This is a genomic window from Terriglobia bacterium (genome assembly GCA_020072645.1).
Taxonomy (GTDB): domain Bacteria; phylum Acidobacteriota; class Terriglobia; order Terriglobales; family Acidobacteriaceae; genus Angelobacter.
Genome location: JAIQGK010000003.1, coordinates 597,368 through 614,931, shown reverse-complemented (window position 1 = coordinate 614,931; position 17,564 = coordinate 597,368). Strand labels below are relative to the sequence as shown.

The following is a 17,564-nucleotide window of genomic DNA, read 5'->3' as shown; positions in this document are numbered from 1 at the left end:
TATGCCGGATCCTCTCGCTCATCTGCGCTCATCTGCGCAATCAGCCGCGAATCCTAGTTCCTGGTAACGGTTCGTGACGCCATGAACGAAGCGCCGGAAGAGTCCCAACCCTTGATGATGATCTGGTGTGTGCCGACCGTAATCGGCAGAGTTGTGTCTGCAGTGGCGGTTGACGATTGGTACTTGAGTACGCCATCCAGATAAACCTGCGTCGCCACCACGGGGTAGGCGGAGGAAGAAGTCCCCGTCGCGCGAACGGAAGTCGAGGTCGTCGAAGTAAACGTGGGACTGATGATCGTGACAAATGGCGGCTTCACTACAAGAGTCGCGATGGTGCTGGACGAAGCGCCCATGTTGTCAGTCACCGTCGCTTTCACCGTGTAAGTCCCGGCGACTTTGTACTGGTGCGATGCGCTGACAGCCGCGACCAACGAACCATCGCCAAAGGAGATGACGGTCGTTGCAATTGTGCCGTCAGGATCAGTCGAGTTGGAAGCCGACGCGATGACTGATCCGCCTACTAGAATCGATCCGGAACTCAAGGTCAGCGCCGCAACGGGCGGCTTATTGACGGTAACAGCAAGCTGCTTATAGAAACTTTTCCCGCTAACGTCCCAGCCTTTTATCGTCAAAGTGTGCGCGCCGCTGGCAACTGAAATCGTGCCATCGAGATTGGCGGAGTTCACGGAATAAACAATCGTTCCATCCAGGTAAATCTGCATGGTCGTGACCGTGTAACCGGAGAATCCGCTGGCAACAACATGGACTTGTGAGTTCAGCAAAGCTCCGGCGGCGGGGCTGGTCACGATTACCTCCGGAGCTTTTACCGTCACGCTGGTGCTGGCGGTAGAAGAAGCGCCCAGATTGTCAGTGACTGTGGCTGTGAGCGTATAAACTCCGGCGGCAGAAAACTTGTGCGACGCGGTAAGGCCGCTGGCCGATGTGCCATCGCCAAAACTGATGACGGAACTGGCGATCGTGCCATCAGGATCAGAAGACCCGGCCGCGCTGACGCTAATCGTCGCCGGAGCATAGGCGGAGTTGGGAGTTGCCGAAATCACCGCGACGGGTGGCTGGTTGGTGCTGCTGGAAACCACAATCGCCGCTGACTTGCTGGCCGTAGCGCCTTGATTGTCTGTAACTGTCCCAGTGATCGTGTACGTACCAGCGGTGCTGTAAGTGTGGGAAGCGCTTGAGCCGCTTACCGGCGCGCTGCCATCACCAAAGTTAATTGTGCTGGAGACGATTGTTCCATCCACATCGGTTGAGCCCGCCGTTGAAGCGGTGATGCTCGCTGGCGCCGCTACTGATCCCGTGACGGAACTCTTCGTCAATGCGTTGGTAATGCTCAGCGCCGCCGTAGGCGGCTGATTCGTTATCGTGACTTGCACGCCCGCGGACATTTTGTTCGTCAATGACGCCTTGCCTACGGCCTTCACAAAGACAATGTAGTTACCGGCGTTCAGCCCAAAGCTGGCCAGATTGAGCGAACTGGTGGTCGTCGGCACGTCAGCCAGCCACATCAGATTTGCGCCGTCCTGCGAGGCAAAGACCGTAAAATGGTCCACGGTATTCATCTGCCCGGTTATGCCCCATGAAGCCACGGTTCCCGCTACCGTGGCTGAGACCGTTACGCAATTGTCGATACCGCTTTCAATCTCCGAGCCTTCTTCATAGTCGTTCCATGTCACCAACTGGATGCCCAGCATCTGTTTCGCAGTCGAATAATATTTTCCCGCGTCGGCAATTGTGGCCAGCCAGGTTTGTCCGCATTGTTGCCCGATGATCCGGTTTGTTCCCCACAGCGCCAGCGTGTCATTGAATCCCTTATAGCCGGAACCGGTGGAATACTCAGTCGGAAATGACAACGCGGTCTTGTAATAGTTATCCAGATAATTTATGGCCATCAGGTTAGTGGAACTTACTGTTGTCGGTTCCACCCAGGAAAAAGCCCCACTGGTTTGGGGCTTGGTGAACCCGCTGCCATTGCGGAAGATGAACATCGGGTTCCCGGCCACTCCAGCGCGGACCCGCGTCCAATCGATGGTGTATGCCTCATGGCCAAAAAAGTAGACCACGGGCCGTCCGCCGCTGTGAAGGTACGCGGCTGAGCCTGAATACGTGATGTTGGCATAGTTCAGGTCGTCGATGAGAGTCTGCGTCACGTCACAGCCAACTGTGGCAGCGCAGGTCTTGAGCGCGCCCGCATCATGCATGATGGCAAAATTAAAACCCGGATGAAGCTCCGCTTCGTGCATGAAGGCCTGTGTCGCCAGATCATAGGAGGCAAAGTGCTTGCTTGACTCGCCGCGCCCGTACCAGTCGATGATGGCCCCATCGATCCCCCGGCTGAGCATGTCATTGACCTGTTTTTGCACCTGCAGGGTGTCACTGGAGACATAACCCACATTCATATGGTCGCCAAAGCCGAACCAGGGAACCAGATGGGCATAAATTTTGGCAGTGGATCCGGGATAGAGCAGGCTGCGGACAGGAGCTTTGCTGATATTCGTTGCGCCAATATTCCCGTTGGTCTGCGTGGCAAAACTATCAGCCGCGCTGGTGTTATTTGAGGTCTCTGCGGCCAGGGTGGTGGTGGCCTTAAACGTGGTTCCGGCCGACGCTATCAGCGACGAAAAGAAGAGCAGAACGGTGACCCATACGGCGTAAATTCGCACAACACACCCCCGGACATGCGTCGCCCCCCGGAAAAAGGACGGAATGAGCCTGCAATCAATTTATTTATTTGGTTCTTCTTGCAGATTTGTGCGGATTTTAGCCGAATTTGCTGTAACCCCCATCCGCGAAAGCGCTAAGCTTTTCACCATGATTTACCCTAGTGAACTACAGAGAACGCCCGAGCAGTGAAGGTTAGGGGACTAGGACACGTCCTGATGGCCAAGGCAAAGGCGGCTTGCCAGAGCAACAGACAGGACGAAATTTGCGTCTAATCAGAGCTGATACGTACCGATGGGATTTGTGTGGAATGCAACCCGATGAGAAAGGGCTTATGAGCGCTCAACCTAAGACCGAGTCTGCGGCCAAAATTCCCGCAGAAATCAATACCAAGTTAAGATCGCTGGCGCACGATCTCAGCAATTCCGTTGAGACCATCATGCAGGCCTCTTATCTGCTGGCCCAGGCCAACCTGGATGATAACGCCAAGAAGTGGGCGGATTTGATAGACAAGGCCAGCAGGGATTGCGCCAAAATCAACCGCGACATCCGCGACATTCTAAAAGCCAGCGCCTAGTTTTCACGGGTCTCCCGCGGGGCGTGGCCCACGGATCAGGCGACTCGCCGCGATGGAGCGTTTGCCCTCAAAAAGTCCTGGGCGTTGCGATAACCTTCCAGCGTTCCCACGTCCATATAACTCTCGCCGGTAAACTTGCCCCGGATCGGATTGCCGGCCGCGATGAAAGCGTTCAGCAGCTCTCCCAGATAGTTGTCCGCTCTGTGCCGTGATTCCCACAATAGTCGCAGGCGGTGGAACGCCTCTCCACGTATGGTCACGGCGCCCCAGATCCAATTTGATCCGGCGTTTGGCTTCTTTACCTGGACTTCCTGGACATAGCCCAGATCGTCACAAATCACAGCGTCAAATACTGTGGGATTGCCAACCGGAAAGAGCACAAGATTGCATTCAGCTCCGCTCGGCGCCAGGGCCGGCGCGTAAGCGTTTTCCGGGAACCAGATCGTGTCCGGCAGGCCGATCAGGACCTGGTCATGTTGGCGGGCAAACGGCTCGGCGCGGAAGAGCGCGTCGCAGAGCCCCAGCGGTTGCTGCTGCACTACATAGAAGATTTCCGCGGCGTAGTCGCGCTCGGCGTAATACTTCACAATGTCAGTCTTTTCCGCCGATATGATCATGCAAATCTGGCTTGCCCCCGCCGCAATCATGCGTTCCACCAGATATTCTGAGACGGCCTTGGGGCGCTCCACGCCCCCGACCATCCGCGAGCCCACCGGTAGCAGTTCTTTGGAGCATCCAAGCGGCTGAATGCGTTCTCCGGCCCCGGCGGCAGGTATGATTCCGATCATTGGGCTACCTCTTTGTTCATGGATGCGTTCGCGCCTGACCGCGCTTCCTCAATGTATTGCAGAAACTGCCGTGCGCGGACGTTCCCTGTATGCTCATCGAGCGTGCGCTGCCTTGCTCGGGCCGCCATCGATTGCAGCTCAGCGTCGGTCGTTTCCAGTGCAGCTTCGACCTCTTCTGCGGTGGCCACCACGCGAAGCTCGCTGTGCAGATCGAAGAATGAATCCAGTCCTTCCCAGGCATCCGTAATCAGCGGCGTGCCGCAGGCGGCGGCTTCAAAGAAACGCCCGGAAGGGCACCAGCCGTTGGCCGCCATTTCACCACGCGTAATGTTCAGCGTCAGCCGTGAGGACGAGTAGAAGCGCGAGTGGTCCGCTGGCGCAACGTGCTCCATGCGGCGCACGTTTTTCGGCCATTCCCAGTTCCAGGGATACAGCGACCCGGCAAGCAGAAACTTTTTCTCAGGATGGCGGCGGGAAGGTTCCAGCAGCAGCGCATCGAGCTTGGCCTGGCGGTCTGCCGAATATGTCCCCATGTAACTCAGGTCGCATTGGAATTTCTCGACCGGCCCGACTCGTTGGTAGTCGTCAGGATCAACGCATCCGTAAAGCGGTCTCGCCATCGGCGCGCGATATTCATCCTCCAGCGCAGCCAGCGCTTTCCCGCCGGTAAAGGAAAGCACCAGATCAAACGCTGGGATCTGCGCCCCGTCCAGATACTCAACCTCGCCGTGGCGCAGGCTATTCAGAGTCACAGGGGTGTCTAGGTCGTAAAAGACGCGCAGAGGGCGGCCCAGATCTAATATTTCGTCGTTAATGCGGCGGCCTTCCGGCAGAAAACTTGCGGTGATCACCACGTCAGAATCTGCGGCGGCTGAGAGCGCCCGGTCGCGCACGGCTGCCCAGTCTGGATACAGAGTTAGCTCACAGTAGTCGCAGGAATCAAAGTCGCGGCGGGATCTGTAGTAGGGAACGTCTTTCTCAAAGAAATGTACTTCGTGCCCCAGCCGATCCAGCGCGCGGATAACGGCGCGATAGGGCGTAGCGTGCCCGTTGCCCCATGAGGAGGAAAGTGTCAGACCAAAAATAGTAATTTTCACTGGGCTTTCACTCGTAAGTGGTGGTCCTTGCGGCCTGGATCAACGGCCCGAGATTGTGAGATGTAATCCTGGCCAGAGCTGTTGCCGGGCTCCTGAAACCCGAAGCGGCAGCGCGGGAACCCTATAGCAGCCATGCTCTTCTTACTGTGTTGAAACTCTTTGATAATGTCCCCTTCCGGACTCATTGGAAATGTCCCCTTAGACTGAGGACTCCAGCCAGGAGGACTCATTGAAAAGGACAGCGATGAGTAGTCGCGAGCTGGAGCGTGTGGAAGTAATGGGACGTGTCGCCAGCGAAGCGTTGAAGCTGGTGCATGCAGCGGAGATGCTGGAACTGAGCTATCGGCAGACAAAAAGGCTGTGGCGCAGGTATCGGAAAAAGGGAGCAGAAGGACTGAAACACGGGCATGCGGGCCGGGGCTCGAATCGAGGCAAGCCGAAGAAACTGCGACGACGAGTGTTGCAGTTGATGCAGAAGAAGTATTCCGGGACACAAGAGACAAGATTCGGGCCGACGCTGGCGGCCGAACATCTGGCCGCCGAACATCTGGCCGAAGAAGACGGGATCGTAGTCGACCACGAAACATTACGACGCTGGATGCTGGCCGAGCCGGCAGCGAAAGAGAAAGAAGCACCACCAGAGGAGAGATCGCAAGGCCCATTTGGGTGAACTGGTGCAGTTGGAAGGCAGCTTTCATGACTTGGCTGGAAGGGCGGGGACCGCGGGGCTGTCTGATGGACATGACGATGCCACGAGCCGAACGGAGGCACGGATGGGAAAAGAAGAGACGATCTGGGCAGCGGTGGGAGTGTTGCGGGGCTGGATCAAACGGTATGGCGTGCCGCAGGCGCTGTATACGGACTGGAAGAACGTGTACAAGCGGAAAGCCACGCCCGCCGAGCAGTTGCGGGGCCAGGTGCCGCTGACGCAGTTCGGGAGGATGTGCCAGAAGCTGGGAATACGGATCATCGCGGCCAGTACACCGCAAGCCAAGGGGCGAGTGGAGCGCGTCCATGGAGTGCACCAGGACCGGCTGATCAAGAAGCTACGGCGGAAAGGGATCGCCAGCTATGAGGCGGCCAACCAGTATCTGCAAGAGGAGTATCTGGCGGAGCACAACCGTCGTTTCGCACGGAAGGCAGCCGAGCCGGAAGATTATCACCGGCGGAAGCCACCGGCATGGGAGTTACGGCAGATCTTCCGGCTGGAAACTGAACGGACAATTGGCAACGACTGGGTGATTCGGCATCATGGCCGTTATCTGCAACTGCAACCAGAGCGGAAGCACCACCGATCAAGTAAAAGTAAAGCTCTGGTGTGCGAATGGGAAGACGGCAGCATGGCGATCTACCATCAAGGCGAGAAGATGACCTTTACCGAGCTATCCGAAGCACCGCCGAAGGCGATCCAGACGCGTCCAGCGGTCGCCCCGGTGAGAGTTAGAAAACCCGCCAAGCAGGACCATCCGTGGCGGCAAAGTTATAAAAGCATGCAGCCAGCAGTTGCGGCAGTGCCACCGTTTAGAATGCGCCCTTACGCTTCGCCCTAACGGGCTCCGCTTCTGGGCGCAGTCCAAACTCACAACAACTTAAAAAAATGAGTTAACGATGGGGACATTTCTAACGAGCTTTGACAACACACTTCGGCTTTATTGACCCTGCAAAACTCGGATGTTAACCTTGGAGGTTCGCCTGTCCTCCCCGGCGGACTCTGTCAGCCTGTAACTAAAAGGTCAGAAAGGGAAAACATTTGTCCTCTACCGCAGAAGGCCAGACGCTCCGGAAAACTGCGCTCAACGCGATGCACCGCAAACTCGGCGCCAAGATGGTGGATTTTGGCGGCTGGGACATGCCCGTCGAGTATCCTGCGAGTGGCGGGCTTGTAAAAGAGCACATGGCGGTACGCACGGGCGTGGGCATGTTTGACGTTTCGCACATGGGAGACATCCTGATCCGCGGGCCGCAGGCGCTGGAGGCCGTGCAGTGGATCAGCATGAATGACGCCTCAAAACTTCAGGAAGGCCAGGCGCACTATTCCGCGTTGCTTTATCCCGAAGGGACGTTCGTGGATGACGTGATCGTCCACAAGATGGGACCGAACGATTATCTGCTGGTGATCAACGCAGGCACGCGCGAGAAAGACCACAGCTGGGTGCGCAAGAACGTGAGCAAGTTCCGCTGCCATGCGGATGATGTGGGCGACTACTACACGCAGATCGCCGTACAAGGCCCCAAGGCGCAAGCCACGCTGCAAAAGCTGACGAATGTTGACCTCTCACAGATCAAGAATTACTGGTTCAAGCACGGAACGGTCTGCAATCTGCCCAACACGCTGATCGCCAGGACAGGTTATACGGCGGAGGACGGATTTGAGATTTACGTTCCGTCCGATGTCCCAACCAGCGAGCGCGTTTGGAACGAAGTGACCGAGGCGGGGAAAGAGTTTGGCATTGTCCCTTGTGGTTTGGGCGCGCGGAACACACTGCGGCTTGAAGGTAAGATGGCGCTTTATGGCCACGAGATTTCAGACACGATTAACGTTTTTGAGGCCGTGCTGGATCGCTATTGCAAGATGGAGAAGCCGGATTTCATTGGCAAGGCGGCGCTGGAAAAAGTGAAAGCTGCTGGAGTAAAGCGCATTCTGGTGGGCTTGGAAGCGGTGGACCGCGGAATCCCGCGCGACGGCTACAAAGTATTTGACGAAGCGGGGAATGAGATCGGCTACGTTACCAGCGGGTCGCCTGCGCCGTTTTTGAAAAAAAACATCGCCCTGGCTTACGTGCCGCCGCAGAATTCAGAAATTGGGCACGAAGTGTTTGTGGAGATCAGGGGCCAGAAGGTCAAGTGCAAGGTTGTGCCCACACCGTTTTACAAGAGACCAAAAAAGTCGTAGCCAAGAAACCATCGCCTTAGAAATCAGTACCCCGAAATCTTAATTGCAGACAGGATGAACCGATGGCATATCCGAAAGATTACAAGTACACGAAAGAGCACGAGTGGATCCAGGTAAAGGGCAACTCCGCCACGGTAGGAATCACCGATCACGCTCAGGAATCGCTGGGCGACATTGTGTTCGTTGAACTGCCCAAGGTGGGCGCTCAGGTGGAAGCAGGCAAAAGCTTTGGCACCGTGGAGTCGGTAAAGGCCGTGTCTGAGCTTTATGCGCCGGCTTCCGGCAAAGTTGTTGCGATCAATGAGAGCCTGAACCAGGGGCCGGAAGCCGTGAACCAGGACGCGCATGCGGCCTGGATGATCAAGCTGGAGCTTTCCAACCCGAGCCAGGCCGATGCGCTGATGTCGGCAGACGATTATGAAAAGTACATCGCGGAAGAGAAGTAGTTTTTGCAATCCCGAGCGGAGCGAGGGAGCCCTATGGCCGCGACGAGCTTTAGGATTGAAATGAGCAGACATTTAGAACGTGTGGCAGCTTGAGAAACGTGCAACTTCCCAACAAAAGGTCCCTCACCCCTACTCTCGCGCTGATGATTGCGCGCGCTCATTTACGGGGTTCGGGATGACGAATGTAAAGTTTTTATAGTTAACCTAAGCTGTACAGAAGATTGTAGGGGTCCCTCACGCGCAAAGAACGCACGTTTGGGATTTCAGAAAAACCCGCAAAGACCGCGGGCTCGGGATTTCAGAAAAAAACATGCGCTACTTACCCAAATCGCCCGCTGATCGTGCGCAAATGATGCGCGAGATCGGATGTAAATCCATTGATGACCTGTTCGCGCCAATTCCAGCTGAATATCGGTTGACCCGCGACCTGAAAGTGCCGCGACAAATGGCGGAATCAGAGATCATTGACTATTTCCATGCTCGAGCCGACCACAACGCCGCCGGGTATGCGCTGTTTCTGGGCGCCGGCGCTTACCATCATTACCGTCCGGTGGTTATTGACGCCATGGTTTCACGCGGCGAGTTCTTAACGTCATATACGCCATACCAGGCGGAGATCGCGCAAGGAACATTGCAAGCGATTTTTGAATTCCAGACCATGATCTGCGAATTGACCGGCATGGAAGTGGCGAACGCCTCTATGTATGACGGTTCTACGGGCGCGGCTGAAGCCATGCTGATGGCAGTGCGCATTACCGGAAGGAAGGCGGCGGTAGTGGCGCGGAGCGTGCATCCCGAATACCGCGAGGTGATGCACACCTACACGCAGCACCAGGGGCTGCCGATTACGGAATGCGACTACCTGGAAAATGGCCGGGTGGACATGGCCGATTTGGAAAAGAAGATTACGTCCGACACGGCGTGCGTGCTGATCCAGTCACCAAATTTCTTTGGCACGATTGAAGACGTGACCGCCGTGGCTGACTTGGTCCACAAAAAGGGCGCGCTGCTGATTGTGTCGATTGCCGAGGCGTTGTCGCTGGGAATCGTAAAGCCGCCGGTGGAGGCTGACATCGTCTCAATGGAGACGCAATCGTTTGGCGTGCCGCTGGGATATGGCGGTCCGTATGCTGGCGTGATGGCGACGAAAGAAAAGTTCGTCCGGCAGATACCGGGCCGGCTGGTGGGCGAGACGAAAGATAAAGACGGCAAACGCGGATTCGTATTGACGCTCTCCACACGCGAGCAGCATATCCGCCGCGAGAAAGCAACGTCGAACATCTGCACCAACCAAGCGTTGATTGCCACCATGGCGACGATCTACCTGACGATCTATGGCCGTGAAGGGCTGAAAGAGCTGGCGGCACAGAACCTGGCTAAAGCCACGCACGCGTCGAAAGAATTTGCGAAAAAGGCAAAGATACTTTTTAACGGCGCGCCGCGCTTCAATGAGTTTGTGGTGCAGACGAAGGATGATCCGCACGCAATCAACAAACGCCTGCTGGAAAAGAAGATGATTGGCGGCTTCCCGCTGAGCTGGCATTATCCGGAGCTGGGCAACGCATCATTATGGTGTTGCACGGAGCTGAACAGCAAAGAACAGATTGACGCGGCAGCGCAGGCGGTGGGCCAATGAGCAATAAAGATATCAAGAAAGCGACACACCACGTTAACCAGAATGAAGGGCTGATCTTTGAGCGCTCGTCACCGGGAAAGAAAGGTTACCGGCTGGCGCCGCTGGATGTGCCCGAAGTCGATTACGCAAAGGCTCTAGGTTCTTCAGCCCGCGCTGACCTAGGCAATATGCCGGAGGTGAGCGAGATGGAGATCATCCGCCACTTTACGCGCCTTTCCACATGGAATTACGCGATCGATCTGGGGATGTATCCGCTGGGCTCCTGCACCATGAAGTACAACGCGCGAGTGAATGAAGTTGTGGCGCGCTTTCCGGGGCTGGCCAATGCGCATCCTTACCAGCCTGCGGAAGTTTCACAGGGTGCAATGCGGGTAATGAAGACGCTTTCCGACTGCCTGCTGGACATTACCGGTATGGACGCGATCACTCTGCAGCCCGCGGCGGGCGCGCACGGCGAGATGACCGGCATTTTGCTCATCCATGCTTATCTGCAGTCGAAAGGTAACCCGCGCAAAAAGATCCTGATACCAGATTCCGCGCATGGCACCAACCCTGCCACGGCGGCGATCTGCGGATACGCCGTGGAAAATTTAAAGTCGAATTCACGCGGCATGGTGGACGTGAGCGCGCTGGCGGCGCAGATGAATGAAGACGTCGCCGGACTGATGCTGACCAATCCCAACACGCTGGGAATTTTTGAGCAGGAAATCCATACGATCGCCGAGATCCTTCACCAGAAGGGCGGTCTTCTATATATGGATGGCGCGAACATGAACGCGCTGGTGGGTAAGACGCGTCCGGGCGACTTTGGCGTGGACGTAATGCACCTGAATCTGCACAAGACTTTTTCCACGCCGCATGGGGGAGGCGGGCCTGGATCGGGTCCCGTGGCGTGCAAGAAAATTCTGGAACCGTTTTTGCCTAAGCCGGTGATTGTGGAGCGGGCCGATGGCACGCTGGCATTCGACTACGACCGGCCGAAATCCGTGGGACGCGTGCGCATGTTTTATGGAAATTTTGGCATGCACGTGCGGGCATTGGCTTACACGCTGGCCAATGGTCCTGACGGCCTACGGCAGACGACAGAAGATGCGGTGCTGAATGCCAACTATATCCGCAAAAAGCTGGAAGGCGATTACCAGCTGCCGTATTCCAGCCCGTCGATGCACGAAGTAGTGTTCAGTGACCACATCCAGGAGCAGAAGGGCGTAAAGACCGGCGACATTGCCAAGCGGCTGATCGATTATGGCTTCCATCCTTATACAGTGTCGTTTCCGCTGGTGGTGCACGGCGCAATCATGATCGAGCCAACGGAAAGCGAGTCGCTGGAAGAACTGGATCTCCTGGTGGACGCGATGAAATCAATTGCGCGCGAAGCGGAGGAAGATCCTGAGTTCGTGAAGAATGCGCCGCATACGACTAGGGTGAAACGGCTGGATGAAACGGCTGCAGCAAGAAAGCCGATATTGAGGTGGAAACCAGCGTCGGCGAAGAGTGCAGGGGAATAAACCCTACTTTTACTGCAAAGGACGCAGAGGGCGCGAAGGAAAATGGATCAGAAGGTTTATTTGTACCCCTGCTTTTTCCTAACGCTTGTCTATCGATGGTCGGCTGGATATTGGCTACAGGCTTGATCTGGTGGTGGAAGATCTAGCGATAGTCGAGATCAAAGCGATTGACAGCTTCGTAGCCATTCACCAGGCGCAGGTTATCTCGTCCCTAAGCTCAGCGGAAAGAAGCTGGGAATCCTGATTAATTTCAATACTCTACACCTTCGTGATGGGATCAGACGCGTTGTTAATGGACTTTGAAATTCCTGGTTTCCTTGGCGTCCTTAGCGTCCTTTGCGGTGAAAAATCAGGTAAACCAACTACAGGTTTGGAGGGAAGTCTAACGTAACATTTCCGGTGTCTAAAGCTTGAGGTACACTTTCTGTTAGCCATGTCATCTCTGAAGTCATTCTTTCTCTGTCTACTACTATTTGTGTCTGCTGTCCCGGCGTTGCTGGGGCAGACGGCCGCGGCCGGCGCCAACGACCCGGTATTGCTGCACACGCTGCAGCAGGAGCTGGATCGCGCGATGAGTTCGCTGAGCAAGGCCGATCCTGCACCGTATTTCATCAGCTATGCCGGGAACGAGGATTTTGGCTCCGTCATTATGGCCAGCAATGGCGCGTTGATGGCCAACATCAAGCGGCACGATCGCACGGTGGATGTTTCTGTCCGCGTGGGCAGCCGCGAGTTGGACAACACGCACGGCGAGAACCGCTTTAACGCGGTCACCACGGCTTCACTGCCGCTGGAAGACAAGCCGGACGCCATTGCGCGCGTGCTGTGGATCAACACCGATCGCATGTACAAGAAAGCCGCACAGGGATTTCTTGAGGTGAAGACCAATACCAAGGTCCGCGCGGACGAAGAGGATTCGTCTCCGGATTTTTCAGCGGAGAAGCCGCAGGTTTATATCGGGAAGGAAATTGTTCCGCCAAAGTTTGACCAGCATGAATGGGAAGAGCGAGTGCGCAGACTTTCCTCGATCTTCAAGAAATATCCAGACATTGAAAGCTCCACGGTAGTGCTGGTGGTGCAGGATACGACGCGCTACTTTGTTTCCAGTGAAGGCTCGCGGCTAGTGGATTCGCGTCCGTTGATCCGGGTGCTGGCGCTGGGAAGCACGCGTTCATCCGACGGGATGGAACTGGCCAGGTCAGAGACGTTTGATGCTTCTACTTTTGACAAGCTCGCGCCAGAGCAGGAGATCGCGGCAAAGATTGACAAGATCGCGCAGGATCTGCAAAAGCTGAAAAAAGCGCCGGTGGTGGAACCCTTCAACGGGCCAGCGCTGCTTTCCGGGCGGGCGGCGGCGGTGTTCTTCCATGAGGTAGTGGGACATCGACTGGAAGGTCAGCGGCAGCGCGGGGAGAATGAAGGCCAGACGTTTACCAAGATGATCGGTCAGCCGGTTTTGCCGAAGTTTTTGAGCGTGGAAGACGATCCGACGCTGGCGAAGCTGGACGGAGTGGAGCTAAGCGGCAATTACAGTTATGACGAAGAAGGCGAGAAGAGCAAAAAGGTAGAACTGATTTCGAACGGCATATTGAAGCAGTTCCTGATGTCGCGGATGCCGGTGAAAGGCTTTCTGCAATCGAACGGGCACGGACGCGGGCAGGCTGGCATGATGCCGGTGGGACGCCAGGGAAATTTGATTGTCCGCTCGAACAAGACTGTGCCGGATTCACAACTGCGGCAGGAACTGATCAACGAAATTCGGAAACAGAAGAAGCCGTTTGGTCTTTATTTTGAAGATATCGCCGGCGGCTTTACGCTCACGATGCGCAACATGCCGCAGGCTTTTCAGGTAATGCCGTTGATGGTGTGGAAAGTTTATCCAGATGGGCGTCCGGACGAACTGGTGCGCGGCGTTGACATTATTGGAACGCCGCTGAACGCGCTGAACCGGATTGTGCTAACGGGGCAGAAGATGGATGTATTTAATGGAGAATGCGGAGCGGAATCGGGTTCGGTGCCTGTAGCCGCAGCCGCTCCGGCAATGTTGTTTTCAGAAATTGAGGTGCAGAAGGTTTCGCAAGGGCATGAGCGACCGCCGCTGCTGCCTCCGCCGGGTGTAGAGAAAGCCGAGGTTGCGAACCAGCAATCCAGCAAGCCGGAGGTGCACTAATGCGCCGGCTTATTCCTACTCTTCTTTTGCTGGTTATCTTGTCAGCGGCTGCCCTGGCCGGTGATAACAATAGCGCGCCTGCGGCGACTTCAGTTTCTTCGAACGATCATGGCGATGCAGTGCTTAAGGCGATGCTGGCGGAGCTGAAGCGCTCGCAGGAAAAGCTGCAGCTTGGGCAGTTGCAACGGCCGTATTACATCGACTACCAGGTAACGGAAATTCAGGACAACATTTCCGATGCGACACTGGGCGCTCTGCGCACAGACCAGGTCAACAGCGGCAGGCTGGTGCGCGTGGTCGTCCGTATTGGCGACTACAAGCAGGACAGCTACTTCGGCGAGGGAATGGGCGCCGTGGAAGTGTTGCCCACCGATAACGACGAACTTGCGCTGCGTCGCCAGCTCTGGCTGGCCACAGACAAGGCGTACAAGTCCGCACTGAGCGGCTTTACGGAAAAGCAGGCAGCGCTCAAGAGCGTGGAAACCGAAAACGACATGGCTGACTTTTCGCAGGAGAAGCCGGCGCAGTCCGTGCGCGATCTGGCGAAGCTGGACGTGGACCTGGACAAATGGAAGCAGGAAGTCCGCGCAACTTCTGATTTATTCCGCAGCGATCCAAGCCTGGAGATGAGCAGCGCGATGCTGAACTTCCGCGTGCTGAACCGTTACTTTGTGAATACTGAAGGCACGGTGGCGCGCAACGGCAAGAGCATTTACACGCTGCTGTTTTCCGCCTCCGATCAGGCTGACGATGGCATGCACTTGGAGCGCAGCCACGGCTGGGTGGTGACCAAAGGCGATGAGCTGCCCAAGAAAGAGGAAGTGGCGCAGGAAGCCAAGAAGCTGATTGGCAGCTTTGCGGCGCTTAAGAAAGCTCCGCTGGTGGAAGACGATTATCGCGGACCGGTACTCTTCTCGGCGGACGCCGCAACGTCAATATTCGAGCGGTTGATTGTTCCCAATATTCTGGGGATCCGTCCTGACCTGGGGAATCCGGCGCGCACGAATGGAGAATTTGCTTCGTATTACAAAGGACGCGTGTTGCCGGAGACGTTCACCGTGGTGGACGATCCGAAGGACAAAGAGTTTGATCACCAGTCGCTTGCAGGATATTACGATGTGGATGACGAAGGCGTGGAAGCGCAAAAGGTCACGGTGATCGAGAAGGGCATGCTGACGAATTACCTACTCGGGCGTGAGCCGATACGCGACTTTCCGCACTCGAACGGCCACGGAAGGACTGCGCTGGCGGGAGCGCCGCGTCCACAGATATCAAACCTGATCTTTAAGGCGGAGCACAGCGTGCCTTTCGACGAGCTGAAGAAAAAACTGATCCAGATGTGCAAAGACCAGGGACGTCCATACGGATATTTTGTGGAAACCACCGGGCCGCAGCTTTCACCGCGTTTGCTGTGGCGAATCTACGTCAACGATGGACACCAGGAGTTGGTGCGCGGCGCGGTCTTTAAGCAACTTGATACACGCGCGCTTCGCAGTGATATCGTCGCGACTGGCACTGACAATTACGTTTACAACCGCGCAGAGCCGCTACCGAGCGCGATTGTAGCGCCGTCAATCCTGTTTGGGGAATTGGATATTCAGCGGGCGAACCGGACGCGGGAGAAGCTGCCGACGTATCCAGCGCCGGCGTTGAGTTCGGCGACAGCTTCCCGATAGGGGCTTAACCACAAAGGACACGAAGCAACACGAAGGTAAAATCAAACCTTTGTGTTCCTTCGTGTCCTTTGTGGTTAAATTGAGTTACCTTAATGGCCCGAATCCACGTACTTTCCGAACATGTTGCCAACAAGATCGCCGCGGGCGAGGTGGTGGAGCGGCCGGCATCGGTGCTGAAGGAGTTGCTGGAGAATGCGCTGGATGCGGGTGCGACGCGTGTTCGCGTGCAGGTGGAAGCGGGCGGCAAGAAGCTGATCCAGGTCACCGATAACGGTTGCGGCATGGTACGCGACGACGCGCTGCTGGCCTTCGAGCGCCACGCGACTTCAAAAATCAAAGACGCTGAAGACTTGTTGAACATACATACGCTGGGCTTCCGCGGCGAGGCACTGCCGTCGATTGCGTCGGTGGCGCGGGTGCTGCTGGAGACGCGGGCGACGGAAGAAGACGGCGGCACGGTGCTGGAGATTGCCGGCGGAAAGATTCTGCGCGTGGAAGAGGCCGGATTGCCGCAGGGTACGTCTCTGGCGGTGCGCGATCTGTTTTTTAATACGCCAGCGCGGAAGAAGTTTCTAAAGGCGGAGTCAACCGAGCTTTCTCATCTTGCGTCACTGGTGACGCACTACGCTCTGGCGCATCCGGACAAACATTTCGAACTCCATTCAGCAACGGAGGCGATGCTGATAGCGGCGCCGGTGCGATCGCACTCTGACCGAATTTATCAGATATTTGGCCGCGAAACGCTGGACCAGCTTGTTCCCCTGGCGGCAGCAATGAAACTGGAGCGCGTGGGCATACCCGAGCCTCCGCCATGGAGGAGAGGCGAAGATTATGAGGCGCCAGTTCCGGGCGACATACGGCTGCACGGATTTATTTCCAAACCGGAGTTGCAGAAACTGAACCGCAACTCGATTTACGTGTTTGTGAATGGGCGGCTGATTCGCGACCGGATGGTGCAGCACGCGATTATTGAGGGCTACCGGAATATTCTGCCGCCAACGGTTTTTCCCGTTGTGCTGCTATTCATTGAGCTGCCGAATGAAGAAGTGGATGCCAACGTGCATCCTTCGAAAACCGAAGTGCGGTTCCGGCAGCAGACGCTGGTCCATGATTTTGTTCGCGAGTCAGTGCGGGCGGCGTTGATGAAAGCGCGTCCGGTACCGGAGTTTACGCGTGAGATTACGGCACAGCCCACGGCCGCACCAGGGCTGAGTCCGGGTGCGCAACAGCATGCCGGCGGTGATTTTACGCTGCACCCGGAGACTTTGCCGCCGGCCAACGAACGCCTGCAATTTGGCGGAGAAGCGATTACGGTGGAAGCGAACATGGCGATCAGCGGTTTTGGGGCGGTCGGCGCTCCCGCAATGTCGCGGAGTGTGAACGGCCATGCCGATACGTGCGGCAATGTACTGGAAGACGAGCCGCAAGCCGTGGTGGATCAACTGGCTTTGGCCAGCCTGAAGCCGGTGGGACAGGTGAGAGATTCATTCATCCTGGCGGTGAATGCAGACGGGCTGTGGATCATTGACCAGCATGTGGCGCATGAGCGCGTGTTGTTTGAAAAGATCCTGCGGGAACGCGGCCAAAACGATGCTGCACAAGATGGCCAGCGGCTGCTCATGCCGCTGCTGGTGGAGCTTACGCCAGGACAGCAGGCGGTGTTTGCCGAGATTTCAGAAGAACTACACCGCAACGGATTTGAAGTTGAGTTGTTTGGCACTCGGACGGTGGCGGTGAAAACAGCTCCCGGAGGCGTGCGACCCGCGGATGTGGAGAAGATGCTTGTCGAGTTGCTGGACCAGTTCCAGCAGGAAGAGCAGGCGCTTAACCTGGACAAAATCCGGGGCAAGATTGCGGCGAGCATAGCATGCCACGCAGCCATCAAAATCAACATGCCGCTGGAGCAGAACAAAATGGAATGGCTGTTGAAGGAGCTGGCGAAGACGGAGTGTCCCATGAGCTGTCCGCACGGAAGGCCGGTGGTGTTGCGGTATTCTGTGAAGGAGATACAGAAGGCGTTCAAGAGGATATAGCGAGCGACCAAACACCAACACCTTTGAAACACAGAGGAACGGAGGGAGCGGAGGATATATCTGT

At 56.4% G+C, this 17,564-nt stretch carries 12 protein-coding genes and 1 pseudogene; 10 read left to right on the top strand and 3 right to left on the bottom strand.

From position 1 onward, the window contains the following. Positions 1-53 precede the first annotated feature (53 nt). The gene (locus LAO76_06155) at positions 54-2,678 is read right to left on the bottom strand and encodes a PKD domain-containing protein (protein ID MBZ5490495.1); all 2,625 of its coding nucleotides are present in this window, start codon (positions 2,676-2,678) and stop codon (positions 54-56) included. Positions 2,679-3,010: 332 nt separating this feature from the next. On the opposite strand from LAO76_06155, the gene LAO76_06150 reads away from it, so the two are divergent. Then, complete coding sequence (locus LAO76_06150) at positions 3,011-3,253, top strand: hypothetical protein (GenBank protein ID MBZ5490494.1); 243 nt, start codon at positions 3,011-3,013, stop codon at positions 3,251-3,253. A 35-nt stretch (positions 3,254-3,288) separates the two neighbouring features. Here the strand turns inward: LAO76_06150 and LAO76_06145 are convergent, their stop codons facing one another. Together LAO76_06145 and LAO76_06140 are read right to left on the bottom strand one after the other, a co-directional pair. Then, complete coding sequence (locus LAO76_06145; GenBank protein MBZ5490493.1) at positions 3,289-4,041, bottom strand: nucleotidyltransferase family protein; 753 nt, start codon at positions 4,039-4,041, stop codon at positions 3,289-3,291. Next, on the bottom strand, positions 4,038-5,138 hold the full coding sequence (locus LAO76_06140) for a glycosyltransferase (GenBank protein ID MBZ5490492.1): 1,101 nt from the start codon (positions 5,136-5,138) through the stop codon (positions 4,038-4,040). Before LAO76_06140 ends, LAO76_06145 begins: the two co-directional genes overlap by 4 nt. Positions 5,139-5,382: 244 nt before the next feature. On the opposite strand from LAO76_06140, the pseudogene LAO76_06135 reads away from it, so the two are divergent. The 9 genes and pseudogenes from LAO76_06135 to mutL all read left to right on the top strand — a co-directional run bounded on the left by LAO76_06135 (position 5,383) and on the right by mutL (position 17,500). Beyond that, positions 5,383-6,688: pseudogene (locus tag LAO76_06135) on the top strand (ISNCY family transposase). A 200-nt stretch (positions 6,689-6,888) separates the two neighbouring features. Then, positions 6,889-8,031, top strand: a complete 1,143-nt coding sequence (gene gcvT, locus LAO76_06130) for a glycine cleavage system aminomethyltransferase GcvT (GenBank protein ID MBZ5490491.1) — start codon at positions 6,889-6,891, stop codon at positions 8,029-8,031. A gap of 62 nt (positions 8,032-8,093) precedes the next feature. Further along, positions 8,094-8,477: a glycine cleavage system protein GcvH gene (gcvH, locus tag LAO76_06125; GenBank protein MBZ5490490.1), complete on the top strand. Its 384-nt coding sequence runs from the start codon at positions 8,094-8,096 to the stop codon at positions 8,475-8,477. A 310-nt stretch (positions 8,478-8,787) separates the two neighbouring features. Then, entirely contained in the window at positions 8,788-10,113 is a 1,326-nt protein-coding gene (gene gcvPA / locus LAO76_06120; GenBank protein MBZ5490489.1) for an aminomethyl-transferring glycine dehydrogenase subunit GcvPA, read from the top strand. Next, positions 10,110-11,621 carry an aminomethyl-transferring glycine dehydrogenase subunit GcvPB gene (gene gcvPB, locus LAO76_06115; protein ID MBZ5490488.1) on the top strand — a complete coding sequence of 504 codons (1,512 nt, stop codon included), beginning with the start codon at positions 10,110-10,112 and terminating at the stop codon, positions 11,619-11,621. The genes gcvPA and gcvPB overlap by 4 nt, the downstream gene beginning before the upstream one ends. Before the next feature lie 85 nt (positions 11,622-11,706). After that, on the top strand, positions 11,707-11,865 hold the full coding sequence (locus tag LAO76_06110; protein ID MBZ5490487.1) for a GxxExxY protein: 159 nt from the start codon (positions 11,707-11,709) through the stop codon (positions 11,863-11,865). Between the two features lie 189 nt (positions 11,866-12,054). Continuing rightward, positions 12,055-13,791, top strand: coding sequence for a peptidase U62 (locus tag LAO76_06105; GenBank protein MBZ5490486.1), 1,737 nt, complete (start codon positions 12,055-12,057; stop codon positions 13,789-13,791). Next, positions 13,791-15,467, top strand: a complete 1,677-nt coding sequence (locus LAO76_06100; protein ID MBZ5490485.1) for a peptidase U62 — start codon at positions 13,791-13,793, stop codon at positions 15,465-15,467. Before LAO76_06105 ends, LAO76_06100 begins: the two co-directional genes overlap by 1 nt. Positions 15,468-15,559: 92 nt before the next feature. Then, the gene (gene mutL / locus LAO76_06095) at positions 15,560-17,500 is read left to right on the top strand and encodes a DNA mismatch repair endonuclease MutL (GenBank protein ID MBZ5490484.1); all 1,941 of its coding nucleotides are present in this window, start codon (positions 15,560-15,562) and stop codon (positions 17,498-17,500) included. Positions 17,501-17,564 lie beyond the last annotated feature (64 nt).

Excerpts from the sequence above, each read along its gene's own strand:
- LAO76_06145 (MBZ5490493.1), bottom strand. The coding sequence starts at position 4,041 with ATGATCGGAATCATACCTGCCGCCGGGGCCGGAGAACGCATTCAGCCG.
- LAO76_06100 (MBZ5490485.1), top strand. The coding sequence starts at position 13,791 with ATGCGCCGGCTTATTCCTACTCTTCTTTTGCTGGTTATCTTGTCAGCG.
- gcvH (MBZ5490490.1), top strand. The coding sequence starts at position 8,094 with ATGGCATATCCGAAAGATTACAAGTACACGAAAGAGCACGAGTGGATC.
- mutL (MBZ5490484.1), top strand. The coding sequence starts at position 15,560 with ATGGCCCGAATCCACGTACTTTCCGAACATGTTGCCAACAAGATCGCC.
- LAO76_06105 (MBZ5490486.1), top strand. The coding sequence starts at position 12,055 with ATGTCATCTCTGAAGTCATTCTTTCTCTGTCTACTACTATTTGTGTCT.
- gcvPB (MBZ5490488.1), top strand. The coding sequence starts at position 10,110 with ATGAGCAATAAAGATATCAAGAAAGCGACACACCACGTTAACCAGAAT.
- LAO76_06150 (MBZ5490494.1), top strand. The coding sequence starts at position 3,011 with ATGAGCGCTCAACCTAAGACCGAGTCTGCGGCCAAAATTCCCGCAGAA.
- gcvPA (MBZ5490489.1), top strand. The coding sequence starts at position 8,788 with ATGCGCTACTTACCCAAATCGCCCGCTGATCGTGCGCAAATGATGCGC.